Source organism: Aeromonas sp. 600527 (genome assembly GCF_049175415.1).
Lineage (GTDB): Bacteria > Pseudomonadota > Gammaproteobacteria > Enterobacterales > Aeromonadaceae > Aeromonas > Aeromonas veronii_A.
The window spans coordinates 182531-201690 of record NZ_JAAKVA010000002.1; the positions used below are offsets into that span (position 1 = coordinate 182531).

17 protein-coding genes are annotated in these 19160 nt (G+C 57.8%); 12 read left to right on the plus strand and 5 right to left on the minus strand.

Annotated features, from left to right (window positions below):
• Nucleotides 1-45: 45 nt before the first annotated feature.
• Together aspS and G5154_RS04320 are read right to left on the minus strand one after the other, a co-directional pair.
• Nucleotides 46-1812 carry an aspartate--tRNA ligase gene (gene aspS / locus G5154_RS04315; protein ID WP_421221420.1) on the minus strand — a complete coding sequence of 589 codons (1767 nt, stop codon included), beginning with the start codon at nt 1810-1812 and terminating at the stop codon, nt 46-48.
• Nucleotides 1813-1844: 32 nt separating this feature from the next.
• Complete coding sequence (locus G5154_RS04320) at nt 1845-2096, minus strand: FmdB family zinc ribbon protein (protein WP_005337686.1); 252 nt, start codon at nt 2094-2096, stop codon at nt 1845-1847.
• Nucleotides 2097-2258: 162 nt separating this feature from the next.
• Here G5154_RS04320 and G5154_RS04325 point away from each other — a divergent pair, with 162 nt between their 5' ends.
• The 6 genes from G5154_RS04325 to G5154_RS04350 all read left to right on the plus strand — a co-directional run bounded on the left by G5154_RS04325 (nt 2259) and on the right by G5154_RS04350 (nt 8455).
• Nucleotides 2259-3107 (plus strand): DUF72 domain-containing protein, encoded by an 849-nt coding sequence (locus G5154_RS04325; protein WP_421221419.1) that lies wholly within the window; start codon nt 2259-2261, stop codon nt 3105-3107.
• 275 nt (nt 3108-3382) lie between these two features.
• Nucleotides 3383-4129, plus strand: a complete 747-nt coding sequence (gene cmoA / locus G5154_RS04330) for a carboxy-S-adenosyl-L-methionine synthase CmoA (RefSeq protein WP_236768462.1) — start codon at nt 3383-3385, stop codon at nt 4127-4129.
• Nucleotides 4126-5103 carry a tRNA 5-methoxyuridine(34)/uridine 5-oxyacetic acid(34) synthase CmoB gene (gene cmoB, locus G5154_RS04335; RefSeq protein WP_013723597.1) on the plus strand — a complete coding sequence of 326 codons (978 nt, stop codon included), beginning with the start codon at nt 4126-4128 and terminating at the stop codon, nt 5101-5103. The genes cmoA and cmoB overlap by 4 nt, the downstream gene beginning before the upstream one ends.
• 52 nt (nt 5104-5155) lie before the next feature.
• On the plus strand, nt 5156-5944 hold the full coding sequence (locus tag G5154_RS04340) for an ATP-dependent zinc protease (protein ID WP_040067873.1): 789 nt from the start codon (nt 5156-5158) through the stop codon (nt 5942-5944).
• 3 nt (nt 5945-5947) lie between these two features.
• Nucleotides 5948-7486, plus strand: coding sequence for an inactive transglutaminase family protein (locus G5154_RS04345; protein WP_216953263.1), 1539 nt, complete (start codon nt 5948-5950; stop codon nt 7484-7486).
• Between the two features lie 3 nt (nt 7487-7489).
• Nucleotides 7490-8455 (plus strand): alpha-L-glutamate ligase-like protein, encoded by a 966-nt coding sequence (locus G5154_RS04350; RefSeq protein WP_421250394.1) that lies wholly within the window; start codon nt 7490-7492, stop codon nt 8453-8455.
• Between the two features lie 268 nt (nt 8456-8723).
• Here G5154_RS04350 and G5154_RS04355 read toward each other — a convergent pair whose 3' ends face one another.
• On the minus strand, nt 8724-9326 hold the full coding sequence (locus tag G5154_RS04355) for a peroxiredoxin C (RefSeq protein ID WP_026457190.1): 603 nt from the start codon (nt 9324-9326) through the stop codon (nt 8724-8726).
• Nucleotides 9327-9472: 146 nt separating this feature from the next.
• On the opposite strand from G5154_RS04355, the gene G5154_RS04360 reads away from it, so the two are divergent.
• The 4 genes from G5154_RS04360 (at nt 9473) to G5154_RS04375 (ending at nt 12157) form a co-directional block, all read left to right on the plus strand.
• Nucleotides 9473-10381 carry a hydrogen peroxide-inducible genes activator gene (locus G5154_RS04360; RefSeq protein WP_216953260.1) on the plus strand — a complete coding sequence of 303 codons (909 nt, stop codon included), beginning with the start codon at nt 9473-9475 and terminating at the stop codon, nt 10379-10381.
• A 193-nt stretch (nt 10382-10574) separates the two neighbouring features.
• Nucleotides 10575-11024 carry a C40 family peptidase gene (locus G5154_RS04365; protein ID WP_216978433.1) on the plus strand — a complete coding sequence of 150 codons (450 nt, stop codon included), beginning with the start codon at nt 10575-10577 and terminating at the stop codon, nt 11022-11024.
• A gap of 281 nt (nt 11025-11305) precedes the next feature.
• The gene (locus G5154_RS04370) at nt 11306-11482 is read left to right on the plus strand and encodes a hypothetical protein (RefSeq protein WP_005347176.1); all 177 of its coding nucleotides are present in this window, start codon (nt 11306-11308) and stop codon (nt 11480-11482) included.
• A 498-nt stretch (nt 11483-11980) separates the two neighbouring features.
• A complete protein-coding gene (locus G5154_RS04375; RefSeq protein WP_005337712.1) occupies nt 11981-12157 on the plus strand; it encodes a hypothetical protein in 177 nt (58 codons plus the stop codon).
• Nucleotides 12158-12229: 72 nt separating this feature from the next.
• Here G5154_RS04375 and icd read toward each other — a convergent pair whose 3' ends face one another.
• Together icd and G5154_RS04385 are read right to left on the minus strand one after the other, a co-directional pair.
• The gene (gene icd / locus G5154_RS04380; protein WP_005347179.1) at nt 12230-13483 is read right to left on the minus strand and encodes an NADP-dependent isocitrate dehydrogenase; all 1254 of its coding nucleotides are present in this window, start codon (nt 13481-13483) and stop codon (nt 12230-12232) included.
• A 156-nt stretch (nt 13484-13639) separates the two neighbouring features.
• Nucleotides 13640-14515, minus strand: coding sequence for a helix-turn-helix transcriptional regulator (locus G5154_RS04385; protein WP_421250395.1), 876 nt, complete (start codon nt 14513-14515; stop codon nt 13640-13642).
• A gap of 116 nt (nt 14516-14631) precedes the next feature.
• Between G5154_RS04385 and manA the strand changes: the two genes are divergently transcribed.
• Nucleotides 14632-15822, plus strand: a complete 1191-nt coding sequence (gene manA / locus G5154_RS04390; protein ID WP_216953257.1) for a mannose-6-phosphate isomerase, class I — start codon at nt 14632-14634, stop codon at nt 15820-15822.
• Between the two features lie 639 nt (nt 15823-16461).
• Nucleotides 16462-19158 (plus strand): GH92 family glycosyl hydrolase, encoded by a 2697-nt coding sequence (locus G5154_RS04395; RefSeq protein WP_421250396.1) that lies wholly within the window; start codon nt 16462-16464, stop codon nt 19156-19158.
• Nucleotides 19159-19160 lie beyond the last annotated feature (2 nt).

Below are 19160 nucleotides of genomic sequence, written 5' to 3' on the forward strand. Positions count from 1 at the left end.
AAACACAGAGGCCGCACGGCGGCGGCCTCCGGTGCCGGTATCGGCTTACTCGTCGCCCTTGACGGTGGTTGCAATCGCCAGCTCACCCAGTTGGGCGGCATTGGCAAGGCTGGGGGCGTCTGTCATCAGACAGGCGGCCGCGGTCGTTTTCGGGAAGGCGATGACGTCCCGAATGTTTTCGGTGCCGGTCAGCAGCATGCTGAGACGATCCAGACCGAAGGCCAGACCGGCGTGCGGCGGGGTGCCGTACTTCAGGGCATCCAGCAGGAAGCCAAACTTCAGACGCTGCTCGGCCGGGGTGATACCCAGGATATCGAACACGGTGGATTGCATCTCGCTGTTGTGGATACGGACAGAGCCGCCACCCACTTCGTAGCCGTTGATCACCATGTCGTAGGCGTTGGCGTAAGCACCCACAGGGTTGGCTTTCAGCTCGGCCGGGCTCATGTTGCTCGGCGCGGTGAACGGGTGGTGCATGGCGGCCAGACCACCTTCACCATCTTCCTCGAACATCGGGAAGTCGATGACCCACAGCGGTTTCCAGCTGTTCTCCAGCAGGCCCAGATCGCGACCCACTTTCAGACGCAGGGCGCCCATGGCATCGCAGACCACTTTCTTGCTGTCAGCGCCAAAGAAGATGATGTCGCCGTCGGCAGCGCCGGTACGAGTCAGGATCTCGCGCACGATGGCGTCAGAGAGGAACTTGGCAACCGGAGACTGCACGCCTTCGATACCATTGGCCGCTTCGTTGACCTTCATCCAGGCCAGGCCCTTGGCACCGTAGATGCCGACAAACTTGGTGTATTCGTCGATCTGCTTGCGAGAGAGCTCGGAACCACCCGGGACTTTCAGGGCAGCCACACGGCCTTTCGGATCGTTGGCGGGGCCAGCGAACACGGCGAACTCGACAGTAGTCAGCAGATCAGCCACATCGACCAGCTCCATTGGCAGACGCAGATCCGGCTTGTCGGAGCCGTAGCGACGCATGGCTTCGTCGAAGGTCATGATCGGGAAGTCGCCCAGATCCACGTTCAGGATGTGCAGCCACAGTTTGCGGATCATCTCTTCCATCACTTCACGCACTTGCGGCGCGGTCATGAAGGAGGTCTCCACGTCGATCTGGGTGAATTCCGGCTGGCGGTCGGCACGCAGGTCTTCGTCACGGAAGCACTTGACGATCTGGTAGTAGCGATCGAAGCCGGACATCATCAGCAACTGCTTGAACAGCTGGGGTGATTGCGGCAGAGCGTAGAACTTGCCCTTGTGCACGCGGCTCGGCACCAGATAGTCACGAGCACCTTCCGGGGTGGCCTTGGTCAGCATCGGGGTCTCGATATCGAGGAAGCCGTGCTCGTCCATGAAGCGGCGTACGAAGGCGCTGGCCTTGGCACGGGTCTTCAGGTACTTGGCCATCTCGGGACGACGCAGATCCAGGTAGCGATACTTGAGGCTGATCTCTTCGCTGTTGACCTGATTGAAGTCCAGCGGCAGCGGCTCGGCACGGTTGATGATGTTGAGTTCGTGGGCGAACACTTCGATGGCGCCAGTGGCCATGTCGCTGTTGCGCTGGGACTCGGGACGGGTGCGCACCACGCCGGTCACCTGGATGCAGAACTCGCCGCGCAGCTCGGAGGCCAGCGCGAACGCCTCCGGCTTGTCCGGATCGAAGAACACCTGAACGATCCCTTCCCGGTCGCGCATATCGATAAAGATCAGACCGCCGAGATCACGACGACGATGAACCCAACCGCACAATGTAATGGTCTGCCCTGCATGGGCCTCATTGACCTGTCCGCAATAGATAGAGCGCATGGACTTCTTCCTTCGAAATTGTAGAGAGACGGTTAACCTTGGGCCGCCGGGCACGACTGGCAAGCACCGTCTGTCTCACAGCTGGCCAGATTCTTTTTCTTACCCGGTTTGAAATCAGTCTCGTACCATCCGGTTCCCTTGAGCCGGAAGCCTGCCGCCGATATCAGCTTGACCAGATTCGGCTTGCTACAGGCCGGACAGTCGGTCAGGGGGGCATCGGAAAGCTTTTGCAGTTTTGCCAATTCATGGCCACAGACGTCGCAACGATATTCGTAGATAGGCATGGGTCACAAGAAATTGAAAAACAAAAGGGCTGGCATTATAGAGGAAAACCCCCTTTTGGGTAAAATGGCCAGCAGCCTCCTTTCGCCAGTTTTTTGCACTCGATGACAAAAAGCGGGCAAAAAATCGGCACGAATGCACCAAGAGCGAAGAGAATAGCCACCATGAGCCTCTATTTGGGCCTGCCACAGTGGTCCCACCCCAGCTGGCCCGGCCAGTTGCTGGGCCTTGGCGCCAAGCCTGCCGAACACCTCGCCCACTACGCGGCCGTCTTCAACTCGGTGGAGGGTAACACCACCTTCTACGCCCTGCCGACACCGGACACGGTACAGCGCTGGGCCGATGCGGTGCCCGATCACTTTCGTTTCAACTTCAAGTTTCCGCAAACCATCAGCCACCAGAGCGATCTGGTGAGCGCAGACAAACAAGTCGCCGACTTTATCAAGCTGCTTGCGCCACTACACGACAAGCTGGGGCTGCTCACCCTGCAGCTGCCCGCCCGTTTCGGGCCACAGGGGCTGGCCAGACTGGCGGCCTTCATCGATCGGCTGCCACGGGCGTTTCGCTACGCCCTCGAGGTGCGTCACCCCGACTTTTTCGCCAAGGGGGAGGCCGAGCGGGCATTGAACCGGCTGCTGATGGAACAGGGTGTGAACCGGGTGATGCTCGACAGCCGGCCACTCTTCTCGGTGCAAGCAACCACGCCAGCCCTTGTCGATGCCCAGGGCAAGAAACCGCGCCTGCCGGTGCATCTGCTGGCCACCGCCAACGCCCCCATGGTGCGCTTTATCGGCCTGCCGGATCCGGCGGCCAACCACCCCTTCCTGCCCAGCTGGCTCCCCCACTGGCGCCAGTGGCTCGCGGAGGGGAAAGATCTCTACCTCTATATACATACTGCCGACAACGCCCAGGCCCCTGAGCTGGCCCGCCAGATCACCCGCTTGCTGGAGCAGGAGATGGCCCCCTGGCCTGGGGAAAACGATCGCGCACGGCAGGGAGTGCTGCGCTTTTAGCCAACCCATTCTGCAGCCATCGTTTCGCTGCAAAAAAAGTGCTTTTTTGTGGCGTTGCAAGCCCTGGCGTCAAGACAAACGGCCATCAATCCTCTACACTACCGCCCCAAGTAAGGGTCCGGAACATGGCCCGTACGAACAGGAACGGTCCAAAGGATTTCACGACCAGCCACCCCGTTCGTAAACAGGTGATAAATCTACTCTGATGGGTGTCACCCAACGACTCAATTGAACAATACAGCCGGGTGATGTCCCGACTGTCAGGTTGCGCCAGCATGCAGACCAAAGACCAAATTTTTGCCGCCCCGATCGCCCGATTGGGCGACTTCTGTTTTGACGAACAGGTCGTCGACGTATTCCCCGATATGATCCAGCGCTCGGTGCCGGGTTACAGCAACATCATCTCTGCCATCGGCATGATGGCCGCCCGCTACGCCCAACCCGAGAGCCGACTCTATGATCTCGGCTGCTCACTGGGCGCCGCGACCCAGGCGATGCGTCGCCATGTCAGCCAGCCCGGCTGCCGCATTACCGCGGTGGATCTCTCCCACCCGATGATCGAACGCGCCCGCGCCCACCTCTCCGGTTTCAAATCCGAGGTGCCGGTGGAGCTGGTAGAGGCGGATATCTGCGACATCGAGATCGAGAACGCCTCCGTGGTGGTGCTCAACTTCACCCTGCAATTTGTCGAGCCAGAGAAACGGGCCGCCCTGATCCAGCGTATTCACGATGGGCTGCGCCCGGGCGGGATCCTGATCCTGAGCGAAAAGTTCCGCTTTGAAGATGAACCGGTCAACGAGCTGCTCATCGATCTGCACCTCGACTTCAAGCGGGCCAACGGTTATAGCGAGCTGGAGATCAGCCAGAAGCGCACCGCCCTTGAGAACGTGATGCGCACCGACAGCCTGCCGGTGCATCAGGCACGCCTGCGGGATGCCGGTTTCGTTCATCAGGATCTCTGGTTCCAGTGCTTCAACTTCGGCTCCATGATTGCCATCAAATCCAGCGACGCCCAGCCATGATCGACTTTGCCAATTTCTATCAACTGATTGCCAAAAACCGGCTGAGCCACTGGCTGCATACCCTGCCCGCCCAGCTGCATGCCTGGCAACATGACAACCAGCATGGCGACCTGCCGCGCTGGAATCGTGCCCTCAACAAGCTGCCGGTGGTCTCCCCCGGCAACATCGAGCTGAAAAGCCGGGTCGAGATCGGCTCGGCCGAGAGCCTGGGCGAAGGGGAGCGCAAGAAGGTCGAGAGCCTGCTGCGCCACTTCATGCCCTGGCGCAAGGGGCCGTTCACCGTACACGGCATCCATATCGATACCGAGTGGCGCTCTGACTGGAAGTGGGATCGGGTGCTGCCCCATATCAGCCCGCTCGAAGGCCGTTACGTGCTGGATGTGGGCTGCGGCAGCGGCTACCACCTCTGGCGCATGGTGGGTGAAGGGGCCAAGCTGGCGGTCGGCATAGACCCTAGCCCGCTGTTCCTCTGCCAGTTCGAGGCCATTCGCCACTTCGCAGGCAATGATCAGCGCGCCCACCTGCTGCCGCTCGGTATTCAGGAGCTGCCGGAGCTGCGTGCCTTTGACACCGTCTTCTCCATGGGGGTGCTCTATCACCGCAAATCCCCCATCGAGCACATCGAGCAGCTGCGCAATCAATTGAAAGATGATGGCGAGCTGGTGCTGGAGACCCTGGTGATCGATGGCGGGGTCAACGACGTGCTGATGCCCACCGATCGTTACGGCAAGATGCGCAACGTCTGGTTTATTCCCTCAAGCCGCGCCCTCAAGCTGTGGGTCGAGCGCTGCGGCTTCACCGACGTGCGGATAGTAGACGAGAATATGACCAGCACCGACGAACAGCGTCGTACCGACTGGATGATTAATGAATCCCTGAGTGACTATCTGGATCCAGACAATCCGGCACTCACGGTAGAAGGACACCCGGCGCCGAAACGTGCCGTACTGATTGCCCGCAAGGCCAAAGACTAGCCGATGGCGATTCAGGAAGTTACACTGACCCAATTCCAGGAAGCACAGTTAAATGAATGACATGAAAAGCAAATTAAAAGGAATGACCCTGCTCTCCCTGCTTAGTCTCGGCGGGTGTGTCAATATGGAAAAAGCGCCTCAGGTCCCTGCTCTGACGCTGGCCGAGCTTCGTAGCGAGCTGAGCCAGAGCGAGCAGCGCCTGCAAACATCCATGGAACAGCAACAGAAGCAGTATGTGCAGCAACAGCACCTGCTGGTTCAGCTCAACACAGATGTCACCAATATGAAAGAGTCCGTCAAGCAAGTAGACCACAAGCTCGCCACCCTCCCCTCCGAGCCGCCCAAGCCGATGGCCATCCCCACCGAGAAGTGCCCGGCCCCCAATCAGGGCCACACCATCGATGGCAAGCTGATGGTCGGTGAAGCGGAGTGGATCTGGGTTGATGCCGCCAACGACGCCTTCCAGGCGCGGGTCGATACCGGTGCGACCACCTCCTCCATCAGTGCCCAGGAGATCACCATTTTCGAACGCAATGGCAAAAACTGGGTGCGCTTCTTCCTGAGTCATCAGGATGTGGATGACAAGATCCAGATCGAAGCGCCGCTGGTACGCCATGTGCGGGTGCGTCAGGCCTCTGCCGACGATCTCGACCGCCGTCCGGTGGTCCGTCTGGCGGTACGGATTGGCGACATGACCGAGAAAGCCGAATTTACCCTGAAGGACCGCAGCGACATGACCTTCCCGGTGCTGCTGGGTCGCGAATTTTTGAAAGACATCGCCGTGGTTGATGTGGCCCGCGAATATATCCAACCCAAACCCAAGCTCAAGGATGTGAAATAATCCATGGTTTCCCGTAAGCCGTTCTATTTGCTGGTAGCCCTGCTGTACATTGTCGGCCTGGGGATGACGATCTATCACCATATCGCGTTGGATGTGCCGCTGACGCCCGGTGAAAAGCGCCAGATCTGGTCCATCGAAGCCAAGCTGGAGTTTGAGGCGACCGGTGAGCCGGTGATCGCCTCCCTGGCCATTCCGGGCACCCAGCCCGGTTTCACCCTGATGAACGAGAACGCCGCCAGCCCCGGCTACGGCCTCTCCTTTGTCGAGAAAGATGGCGATGCCCGCGCCGAGTGGTCCATCCGCACCGCCTCCGGCCGTCAGGAGCTCTACTACCGCGTCGACATGATGGCAGATGCCCATGCCAAACCGGCCGCCAATCCGCAGCCGCCTGCCATCGAGAAGCAGATCGAGAGCGAGCCCTACGCCACCGCCATGAAGCAGATCCTGGAACGTGCCCAGGAGCGCTCCGCCGACGGCTACACCCTGACTCGCGAGATCATCAAGGAGATCGAGAAGCAGGAGCAGAACGCCGAGCTGCTGAAAAAGCACAAGAGCCGTGCCAACCTGATCGCCGAGCTGCTCAACAATGCTGACGTCCCCACCCGCGTGGTGCATGCTCTGAATCTGGAAGATGGCCGCCGTCGTCAGGAGCTGGTGGATTACCTGCAGGTATTCAACAGCCCGACCGACTACAAGCTGTTCAACCCGCAAACCGGTGAACAGGGCCGTCCGGCCAACCTGCTGCTGTGGGAGTACAACTCCGGCGCCCTGCTGGATGTGACCGGTGGTCACAACTCCCGTGTCAGCTTCTCGATGATCGAGCAGGAGCAGCCGGTCAGCGTGGCGCTGGCCCAGAAGTTTGAAAAATCAGAGATGATGAACTTCTCTATCCACAGCCTGCCGCTGGAAGAGCAGACCCTGTTCAAGGGCTTGCTGCTGATCCCGATCGGCGTGCTGATGGTGGTGTTCTTGCGCGTGATTGTCGGCATCAAGACCTCCGGTACCTTTATGCCGGTGCTGATCGCCGTCGCCTTTATCCAGACCCAGCTGATCACCGGTCTGGTGGGCTTCCTGCTGATCGTCGGCACAGGTCTGGTGATCCGCTCCTATCTGTCACGGCTCAACCTGCTGCTGGTCGCCCGAATATCGGCCATCATCATCATGGTGATCTCGATGATCGGTATCTTCTCTGCCTTTGCCTTCAAGCTGGGGCTGACCGACGGTATGAAGATCACCTTCTTCCCGATGATCATCCTCTCCTGGACCATCGAGCGGATGTCCATCCTGTGGGAAGAAGAGGGCCCGAAAGAGGTGTTCCGTCAGGGCGGTGGCTCCCTGCTGGTGGCCATCATCGCCTATCTGGCCATGGACAACGAACTGATCCGTCACCTCACCTTCAACTTCCTCGGCCTGCAGCTGGTACTGATGGCGACCGTGTTGTTGATGGGTAACTACACCGGCTACAAGCTGAGCGAGCTGAAGCGCTTCAAGCCGCTGGTGGACGAGATCAAGTCTGGCGCCACCCCGGGTAAGGACAAGTAACAGATGTGGTTCTGGGAAAAGTACACTACTCCGTGGAGCCTGTCGCAGGCAGGCATCCTCGGTATGAACAAGCGCAACCACTCCTACATCAGCCGCTACAATCCGCGCAGCCTCTATCCGCTGGTGGATGACAAGCTGCAGACCAAGCAAATTGCGCTGGATGCAGGCGTGACGGTGCCTGAGCTGATCGGCACCATCCGTGCCCAGCACGATGTAGGTCGCATCACCGAGCTGGTAAAAGATTGGCCGGGCTTCTGCATCAAGCCGGCCCGTGGCTCTGGCGGCAAGGGGATCCTGGTGATCCTCCGTCAGGAAGATGGTCTCTTCTACAAACCCAACGGCAGCGCCTGCAACGGCCAGGATCTGGAGCGCCATGTCTCCAACATTCTGGCGGGGCTCTATTCGCTTGGTGGCAAGCCAGACGTAGCGCTGGTCGAAGGCCTTATCAACTTCGATGACGTATTCGACGGCTACTCGTTCGAAGGGGTGCCCGATGCCCGGGTGATCATCTTCAAAGGCTTCCCGGTGATGGCGATGATGCGCCTCTCCACCTCGGCCTCCGATGGCAAGGCGAACCTGCACCAGGGCGCCGTTGGGGTGGGTCTGTGCCTGCGTACCGGCCGCGCGCTGCGGGCGGTGCAGTTTGGCAATCCGCTGCGCCACCATCCGGATACCGGCCTCGACCTCTATGAGCTCAAGGTACCCCACTGGGATACCCTGCTCACCCTGGCCGCCTCCTGTTACGAGATGTCTGGTCTGGGCTATATCGGTACCGATATGGTGCTGGACAAGTTCCGCGGCCCCATGCTGCTGGAGCTCAACGCCCGCCCGGGTCTGGCCATTCAAATCGCCAACGGCCGTGGCCTGGTGCCCAACCTCAAGACCATCGAGAAGCTGGGGCAAGTGAAGATGAGTGTGGCGCAGCGGGTCAGCTTTGCCAAAGAACACTTCGGGATCTTTGAGGAATAATGCCTCTGCTTGTGAACTGAGCGCGCCGCCTATGGCGCGCTTTTTTTATAGCTCTTGTCTGTCTGTTGGCACATCCCGTTCCCAGCCCTAGGGTCAGCATCTCATCCCGAAACGACGAGTACGGCAGCTAACGGCAGCTTGGAACAGCGAGGGGCGAAGAGGAGAAGGGGCGAAAAGAGTGTGGCCACTATGTCAGGGGATAGATAAATCTCAGGTATAAAAAAACCGGCGCAAAGACGCCGGTTTTTCAAACAGAGTGCGACGGCCATTACAGGGCGTCAGCATTCTCTGACAGGTACTTGGCAACACCGTCCGGAGAGGCTTGCATACCTTTTTTGCCTTTTTCCCACTGAGCCGGGCACACTTCGCCGTGCTCTTCATGGAATTGCAGGGCATCGACCATGCGCAGCATCTCGTCGATGTTGCGGCCCAGCGGCAGATCGTTGACCACCTGATGACGAACGACACCATTCTTGTCGATCAGGAAGGAACCACGGAACGCCACACCGGCTTCCGGATGTTCAACGTCATAGGCCTTGCAGATTTCGTGCTTGACGTCGGCGATCAGCGGGTACTTGACCTGACCGATACCACCATCTTCAACCTTGGTGTTACGCCATGCGTTGTGGGAGAACTGGGAATCGATGGAAACACCGATCACTTCCACGCCACGTTTCTGGAACTCTTCATAGCGGTGATCAAAAGCAATAAGCTCGGACGGGCAGACGAAAGTGAAATCGAGCGGATAGAAGAAGACAACAGCAGCTTTGCCTTTGATGTGGGATGACAGGTTGAATGAATCAACAATTTCGCCATTACCCAGAACGGCTGCGGCGGTAAAATCGGGTGCGGGACGGCCTACCAATACCATATTCAATTCCTCTTTAAGTGAAGTGAACAATCCAGTCAGGATTGGGCTACCAAGAGCCTAGTCCGTCTAAATCAAGCGACAAACTATAGACCCGGTGGTAGATTAGTTAAATCAAATTAAATAGATAGCATTAATCGGGTTTTCCTATGCAACGTTGGCCCAGCCTCAAACAGCTGCAATATCTGGTCGCTCTCGACGAGCACAAAAACTTCAATCGTGCCGCCAAAGCCTGTCATGTCAGCCAGTCGACCCTGAGTACCGGGATCCAGACGCTGGAAGAGATGATGAACCTACAACTGGTGGAGCGAGATCACAAGAGCTTCATTATGACCCCGGTCGGCATGGAAATCGTCGAGCGAGCTCGCAATTTGCTCTCCGATGCGCGGGATCTGATGGAGCTAGGTCAACACCAGGGCGGTGTAATGCAGGGGACAGTGCGTCTGGGCTGTATTCCCACCATCGCCCCCTTCCTGCTCAGTAAGCTGCTGAAAGTGTGCAGCAAAACCTATCCTGACCTCGAATTGTTACTGCGGGAAGACACCACCAGCAATCTGCTCAAGCAGCTGGAACAAGGTCAACTCGATCTGCTGATCCTTGCCCTGCCCATCGAGATCGGTGGTTTTCACTGCAAGACCGTCGGTCAGGATCCGTTCCACATGGTAATGCCCGCCAGCATGGCGGCCGGTCTTCACACCCCGTTTGACTACAAGGAGCTGCCAAACCAGAGCATCTTCCTGCTGGAGCGGGAGCACTGCCTCACCGAGCACGCAGTGAGCGCTTGCCGTCTGCGGGACAAGAGCAAGATCAACCCGTTTGCCGCCACCAGCCTGCACACCTTGGTGCAGATGGTGGAAGCGGGTCTTGGCACCACCTTCCTGCCGCAAATGGCCATCGATGCCGGCATTCTTGCCAACTCCGATCTGGTGGCCATCCCGCTGCCGGGGGAAAAATCCTATCGCGAGATCGGCATGGTTTGGCGTCCCAGTACCACCCGGGTGCAAACCTTCTATAAGCTGGCAGAATTGCTTACCCCACTGATCAATCCCGCCCACTGACCCCGAATGCCAGCCGCAGGCTGGCGTTTTTCGCTCGCTTGCCGCATTTTCTCCTTTCGGGACTAGGTATCAAGCCAGCTCCCTGTTTAAGATGGAAAAGTTGTCACGCCACAGGCGGCCGTCACCACATTCTGTCCGGGGTGGCGGTTAACAGACGTCCCTATTGGTTGACCCCGTTGTGGAGAGCTCTCCGATGTACCGCAAGCTGCTGCTATCCCTGCTGACCCTGCTGCTGGCCGCCTGCTCCAGCACACCAGAGCCACCGCCGCCCCGCCAGCAGAGCAGTGCCTTTGACGGTTTCTACCAGCAGTGGCGTGGCGTCCCCTACCGGATGGGAGGCACCAACCGTGCCGGACTCGACTGCTCCGCATTCACCCAGCTCGCATACAATCAGGTGCTGGGGGTCAATTTGCCAAGAACCACCGAATCCCAGGCCAGTATCGGCAAACCGGTCGATCGCTACCGGCTGCAACACGGGGATCTGGTCTTCTTCAAAACCGGCTGGCAGCAGTACCATGTGGGGGTCTATACCGGTGCCGGCGAGTTTATCCACGCCTCCACGAGCAAGGGAGTAATCCGTTCGAGACTCGACAACGTCTACTGGAACAGCCGCTATTGGCAAGCACGTCGGGTAACCCAGTAAAGGGGTTCAAACACCTGTCCGTTATACTGCTGGACTCCGTCAATCCCTGTCGCCAGGTCGAGATAATCCCCTGCACTGAAAACTCAATTGGCCCCAAAACCTGCCTTTCATACCATTTTGTGGTAAGGTGGTGGCCACTTTTTAGCACTTTCGCGCTTTTCTCATACGCTATCTGTCCTGATTGACAATAAGCGAAGCGGCGAAAGTGGCTGTGACAACACTGCCGGACGAGTGGCCCACAGCAGCAATATCAAAGGCTAAATAGATAAGGAGATCGTGCAATGAAACAGTATCAAAACTGGCTGGGACAATACCTGATGAGTCGCCGTGACGGCGACCATGCCATGGCGTGCGAGATGGCGAGTTCCATCTGCGAGTTCTGGCAGCAACAGGGAGATGAAACCGAACTGGACAAGTGGCAACAGATTTACCAGAACCATCTGGAAAAGACCACCTGATCCCGACCGTCACCTTGCTGCCAGCCATCTGTTGGCAGCAAGGCCGCCCCCCTATTGCTTCGCGCATAGCCAGCTCCCGCATAACGCCCTTTTGCATCCCCCCTCGACCATTTCTTGAGTCCATGACACAGCTCATCCAGAACCAAGTGTCGAGCTCGTCGATGCAATCGGACACAACAGGGTTACCTACCCTGTTTCCCCGAGTTTCATCCAAACCAAGCGTGCCCTCACGGCGAGTTTTCTGTTGTGGGAACAAGGGGATGGAGCCGCTCCATTACAATCCGTGGCGACAATTTCCCCAAGTTGGTCAGTTTGTGCTAAAATGGCGCTCATTTTTTGACATCTCGCGTCATGTTCGCCGCCAGATTGCCCATCAGGCTCTCTGCCCGGGTCGTGACTTTGCACCATCATGCCTGAGGATGTTCCCCCCAAGATGAGCCGTCAGGCTCCCGTCAAGGTGGGCCCCCTCAAGGGCACATGAGATAAGGAGATCGGGTAATGAAACAATATCAAAGCTGGCTGGGAGATTATCTGATGAGTCGACGTGACGGAGATCACGCGATGGCTTCGGAACTTGCCAACACCATCTGCGCCTTCTGGAAGGCCCAGGGTGATGAAGCAGAAACCAGCAAATGGCAGCAACGCTATCAGCAACACGTAGAGCAGGCGCAATAAGCCCCTGCACTCTTTCGCGATAAAAAAACCGGCGCACATGGCGCCGGTTTTGCGTTTCTGGCAAGCAGCAGATTACATCTGGTCGATCATGTCCTGAGCAAACTGGGAGCAGGAACGCAGGGTGGCCCCTTCCATCAGACGCTCGAAGTCATAGGTGACGGTCTTGTTGCGGATCGCAGCTTCCATCCCCTTGATGATGAGATCGGCCGCTTCAACCCAGCCCATGTGGCGCAGCATCATCTCGGCGGAGAGGATCAGGGAGCCCGGGTTGACCTTGTCCTGACCGGCATATTTCGGTGCAGTACCGTGAGTTGCCTCGAACAGGGCCACGCCGTCGCCGATGTTGGCACCCGGTGCGATGCCGATACCGCCTACCTGAGCGGCCAGCGCGTCGGAGATGTAGTCACCGTTGAGGTTCATACAGGCGATGACGTCATACTCGGCCGGACGCAGCAGGATCTGCTGCAGGAAGGCATCGGCGATGACATCCTTGATGACGATAGTCTTGCCGGTTTTCGGGTTCTTGAAGGAGCACCAGGGGCCGCCGTCAATCAGCTGGGCACCGTACTCGTTCTGGGCCAGAGCATAACCCCAATCCTTGAAGGCACCTTCGGTGAACTTCATGATGTTGCCCTTGTGCACCAGAGTCACGGAGTCGCGATCATTGTCGATGGCATACTCGATGGCGGCGCGCACCAGACGCTCGGTACCAGCCTTGGACATCGGCTTGATGCCGATCCCGCAGGACTCGGGGAAGCGAATTTTCTTCACGCCCATCTCGTTTTGCAGGAAGGCGATCACCTTGTTCGCTTCGGCACTGTCGGCCTTCCACTCGATGCCGGCGTAGATGTCTTCGGCGTTTTCGCGGAAGATCACCATGTCGGTCAGATCAGGACGTTTCACCGGGCTCGGGGTGCCGTCGTAGTAACGCACCGGGCGCAGGCAGATGTAGAGATCCAGCTCCTGACGCAGGGCTACGTTGAGGGAGCGAATACCGCCACCGACCGGAGTAGTCAGCGGGCCCTTGATGGCCACGCAATATTCACGAATGAAATCCAGGGTTTCGGCCGGCAGCCAGGCACCTTCGCCATAGACATGAGTCGATTTCTCGCCGGTATAGATCTCCATCCAGGCGATCTTGCGCTCGCCCTTGTAGGCTTTCTCGACCGCAGCATTCACCACATTCAACATGGCCGGGGTTACGTCAACACCGATGCCATCCCCTTCAATAAACGGAATGATCGGATGGTTGGGAACCTGCAGCTTGCCGTTGGCATCGACTGTGATTTTCTGACCCTGGGTCGGGATTACTACTTTGCTTTCCATCGGCATCTCCTAACTTCCGTTTGTTATCAACTTGTTTGTTGCGCGCGGCCATCTTAGCCCATTCATTTTCATAATAAAACGACAAGAAAGCATGTCAGACCAAAGAGGTAGCCACCCGCCAGTACGCCGTCACAACGCCTTGCCGACCCCGCCCCGTTATCCCTCCAGCTCGCTGGCCGTCGCCTGCGGCTGACTCAGGGAACGGTACTGGGAAGGGGTCAAGCCGGTCTTCTGTTTGAACACACGGCAGAAGTAGTTCACGTCGGTAAACCCGCAGCGATTGGCGACCTCTTCGAGACGGAAGCGATACTTTTTCAGCATGAACTTGGCCCGCTCCAACCGCACCCAGCTGATGTAGTCCGCCAGCCGCATGTGCCCCTGCTGGCGGAACAGGCGTGAGAGGTGGCTGGGGGAGAGATTGAAGCGGGCGGCGATGCATTCGCGGCTGATGGGGCGGTGGAAATTTTCCTGAATGTAGATGCAGATGCCGTGAAAAAGATCGGAGCCACGAGGACGACCGCTCTCCGACTCCACCAGTAACTGCCGTGAGTAACTGAGCAGCGCCTGCAGCAGGTGATTGTCCATCGGCGCCCTTATCGGCTCCTGCGCCAGGGTATTAAGAGAAAGCAGGATATGATCGAGCGCCCGTCCGGCACCGGCCTGAATACTGTGCTTCTGCACATCGAAGAAGCCGGTGTCTCCCTTGTGCTTGCTCACCAGACTGAACCCTATCTGACGCTTGCCGAACAACAGGCTGAGCACGGAGCAGTCATTGTCCCAATCCGGCTTGTTCCAGCCGTTGGGGGGAATGTACATCGCCTCCCGTGGCCCCATCTGTACCGACTGCACATCCCCTTCCGGGGACCAGATCTGGTTGAGATAGTGGCCACTGAATACCAGCTCGAGACGCGGAAAATTGACCTGATAACTGAAGCAGGGAGGCACCCCTTTGTCAGAGGCAAACAACACCTTCTCAAAGCCTCCCCCCTCACTTAGAAAGCCGTCCAACAGCTGGGTAAAGATGATACTCATGAATGATCCTGATCAAGATGCAGAGAGCAACCGATTGCGGTGCGCTGCCCCTGCCATGCTATAGTCCGCGCCAGACTGAAATTCCCAAAAAATCGTTCTGATACAAGGAGCCATCCATGAGCTACCCGCCGTTTTTTCTAATGTGCAACCCGATCCAGGATTATGTCTGGGGCAGTCGTGACTCCCTGACCACGCTGTTTGGCATCAAAAATCCCGAAGGCAAACCACAAGCTGAACTGTGGATGGGCGCTCACCCCAATGGCTGCTCCGAAGTGACCCTGGCAGGCGAGACCGTGAAGCTTTCCAGCCTGATTGACGCCAACCCCGTCGCCATGCTGGGCGAAGCTACCCAGGCTCGTTTCGGCTCACTCCCCTTCCTGTTCAAGGTGCTCTGCGCCGAGCAAGCCCTCTCCATTCAGGTACATCCGAGCAAGGCACAGGCCGAAGCCGGTTTTGCCAGAGAAGAGGCCGCAGGCATCGATATCAAGGCGAGCAACCGCAACTACAAGGATCCGAACCACAAGCCGGAGCTGGTCTTTGCCCTCACCCGCTATCAGGCGATGAACGGCTTTCGCGCCATCCCGGCCATCCTGGCCCTGTTCGATCGCATGGCGCTGCCCGCCCTGGTCGACCTGACCGCGGCGCTTCGCCAGTCACAGGATGAAGCTGGCCTGCGGCACTTCTTCCACCAGTTGCTGATCCTCAGCGGTGATCGCAAGGACGAGGCGCTGGCTCGCCTGCTGGCCTATGCCGCCGCCCATCAGGATGAAGAGACTTTCGCCACCATCAGCAAGCTGGCCAACCAGTACCCGGGGGATGTGGGGCTCTTCTCGCCGTTGCTGCTCAACGTGGTGACACTTGAGCCGGGTCAGGCGATGTTCCTCGATGCCCAGACCCCCCACGCCTACATCCACGGCACTGGCCTCGAGATCATGGCCAACTCCGACAACGTGCTGCGTGCCGGTTTGACCCCCAAATACATGGATGTGCCGGAGCTGCTGGCATGCACCCGCTGTGTCGCCAAACCGGACGACCAGATCCTGCTCACCCCTCGCATGGAAGGCACAGTACAGCACTTCGACGTGCCGGTACCGGATTTCACCTTCAGCGTATATGGCGCAGGCGAACATGCCCTCACCACCGGCAATGCCGAGATCCTGTTCGCCATCGATGGGCCCATCACCCTCATTGGCCAGGATGGTGAGCGTCTGACACTGACCATAGGGCAATCTGCATTTGTACCCGCCAGCACCGGCGATTATCGCGTGACGGCTGAAGGGCGTTTTGCCCGCGCCAGCAACCGCTGATCCTGGTGGGCCATCGGCTCATCACTCTCTGTTCAAAGGGCCCAGCAGGGCCCTTTTTTTCAGCTCATCTGACCATGTAGAGCCCGGTACGACTCACAAAATCGGTCATTTAACTCAACATCGAAGAATAACACGCTGAATTATAATGATTAATATCATTTAGCCTCCCTGGTCACGCCACCCTGCAGTTATGCGAGCCAGCTCACACCCTTCCCCACACGTCATAAAAATCCAGTTAATGCCATTTTTTTCCTCTGTCCCAGGATATTAATCAACGAAATAATAGAAACAGTTAATTTACAGGCAGCAGGAAAAACATTTAAGAGTATTTATATATTCCAGATGTAACACAGCTCAGCCACTTATTTCATAAGTGTAAGGGGCGATTTTTTAAATCAGGCTATAGGTGCCTGTTATTTTCCTGCGCATTTATTTTTCCGCCTGTATGGCCAGAACGTTTTCACTATCCATTTTATCTGGCTGATATTCCCCCCGTCACCCTCTATATCCAGTGACAGTCGGGGTAATACATGCAGATGGCTATCTCATCCGGCAGATATTCATTGGCTGGCCCGGCGTTCTGCATTATCTGTTTTTATACGTTCGATACCCTACTTTCATTAACCTGTGGCGACAAATATGAAACTGAAACGTTCCCTGCTCGCGTGTGCCGTACTGGCTGGCCTGGTTGGTATATCCGGTTGTCAAAATGACTCGGATACCGCTGTCGATAACAATAAAGAGACTAACGTCTCCCGTTACGTCAATCCGTTCATCGGCACAGGTAATTTAGGCAACACCTATCCCGGCGCCACGACCCCGCATGGCATGGTGCAGCTGTCGCCCAATAATGGGGCCAATGGCTGGGAATATATCTCCGGCTATTACTACCACGACAACCGCCTCGCCGGGTTTTCCCACACTCACCTCTCGGGCGCCGGAGCTGGAGATCTCAACGATATTCTGGTGATGCCGATCAACTCACGCTCCAATTTCATGCTGAACGAGGGGTCGGCCTCACTGAATCTGGAGGCCTCCCGCTACAGCCACAAGGATGAAGAGGCAACGGCGGGCTACTACAAGGTCAATCTGAAGGATTACGGGATCAAGGCCGAGCTGACCGCCTCGGATCGGGTGGGGGTTCATCGCTACACCTTCCCGCAAGATAAAAAATCGGAAATCGTGGTCAACCTCGGCTTCAAGGTCAACTGGGACTACACCTCCGACTCCTATCTGAAATGGGACAAAACCCACAACCGGATCGAGGGCCATCGCTTCTCTGACGGCTGGGCCCCCAGCCAGAAAGAGTTCTTCGTGATGGAGTTCGACCAGCCCATCAAAAACATCCGCTTCGCCTACTTTGACAAAGACCAGAACCGCTATCTGGACCTGCCGGAAGGCACCACCGAGATCGGCAACGAGACCCGTGGCAAATATCAGTACGCGCGTGCCTATGTGGAATTTGATACCGCGGCGGCGGGCTTGGTCGTCGAGGCCAAGGTAGCCCTCTCCAACGTCGAGATCGGCCGGGATGGCAACGCTGGCGCCTCACTCAACATGACCGAAGTGGCCAATATGTCGTTTGACGATGTCCGGCAGGCTGCGACCCAAAAATGGGAAAAGGAGCTGGGCAAGATCCGGGTCAGTGGGGATGAGGAGTACAAACAGACCTTCTATACCGCGCTCTACCACACCTATCTGGGCCAGACCATTCACTCCGATCTGGACGGACGCTACCGCCAGGTGCATCAGGGGCGCAACGCCTATCCGGATGGCAACACACCGTGGGGCGAGCAGATCGATACCCTCAAGGAGTCGGTTCGCACCGCCGATGCCAACCGGGATGGCAAAGCGGACTTTACCCGTTACGACACCTTCTCCCTGTGGGACACCTACCGCGCAGTACAACCCCTCTCGTCACTGCTGGAGCCGGATCGCCTCGCCGATGTGGTGCTCTCCATGCTCTCCTACGCCGAGGAGGAGTGGATGGACGATCTGGGCAACCTGCGCAAGGGCAGATTGCCGGAGTGGACCTTCAAGGGTAACGAGACCGGCATGATGATGGGGATGCACTCCACGCCGGTGATCCACGACGTACTCTCCAAAGGCTCGCTGGACAAACGGATGATCGCGCTGGGCTTCAGCGATGCGGAACGTCAGGAGATCAAGGAGCGACTGGTGACCGCCATGATCACCGACGCCCGCGCAGCCACCAGCCAGGGGGTCGCCTGGATCAAGGAGTACGAGCAGCAAGGCTATGTACCTGCCCAGTTGCATGACACACCGCCGGGCAATGACTGGGAATCTCACTCCCCCTTCAAGGATGCCTGGACCTCATCCTACTCGCTGGAGTACTCCATGAATGACTGGGCGATCGCCCAATCGATCAAGGCAGTATTTGGCGAAAGTGACCCCCGCTATCAGGAGTTTGCCGATCGATCCAAGAACTGGCAGGCGCAGTTTGACTTTGGCGGCAAGCAGTACAAGGGGTGGTTCAAGGCCCGCGACTTCGCTGGCAACTTCATTGATGCCGGTTGGGTAGACCCGAAAACCGGCCGGGCAGTGGGCAAGGATTGGCGCCCCGACATGTTCAACTGGTCATTCGCCGAGTCCAACGGCTGGCAATACGCCTTCAGCGTTCAACATGACATTCATGGCCTGGTCGATCTGATGACCCGCTTCGACCAGACCCAGAATCCTCAGGCCAAACGGGGCGAACTGTTTGCCAAACGGCTGGACGAGTATTGGAGTACCTATCCGGATCGCAACGCTGGCGACAACCAGTTCCCGGTATTCAACACCGGCAACGTGGGACAGCATGTGCAGGGCAACGAGCCCGATATCCATGTGCCCTACCTCTACAACTACGTAGGACAGCCCTGGAAGGGACAGGCCGCCATCGTGGCAGCCACCAACGTCTGCTACAAGAACACCCCTGACGGCATCTGTGGCAACGATGACTTTGGCACCCTCTCTGCCTGGTTCGTGTTCCGGGCGCTGGGCTTCTTCCCGGTCAATGCCTCCTCCGGCATCTACGAGATTGGCACCCCCATGTTCGAAACCGCCTCGCTCGATGTGGGTGCGGGCAAACAGTTCACCGTCACGGCCCAGAATGTCAGCCGCGACAACATCTACATCCAGTCCGCTCGCCTCAATGGCAGCGAGTTCAATCGCAGCTACCTCACCCATGAGGAAATCCTCAGTGGCGGCAAGCTTGAATTCGTGATGGGCGATAGCCCCAACCAGAATTGGGGCAGCCAGCCGGAAGATCTGCCGCCCGCGCAAGGTATCGGCACCTTCCTGCACGAAGGCGACCTGCCTGCCGGTTCCCGTTAATC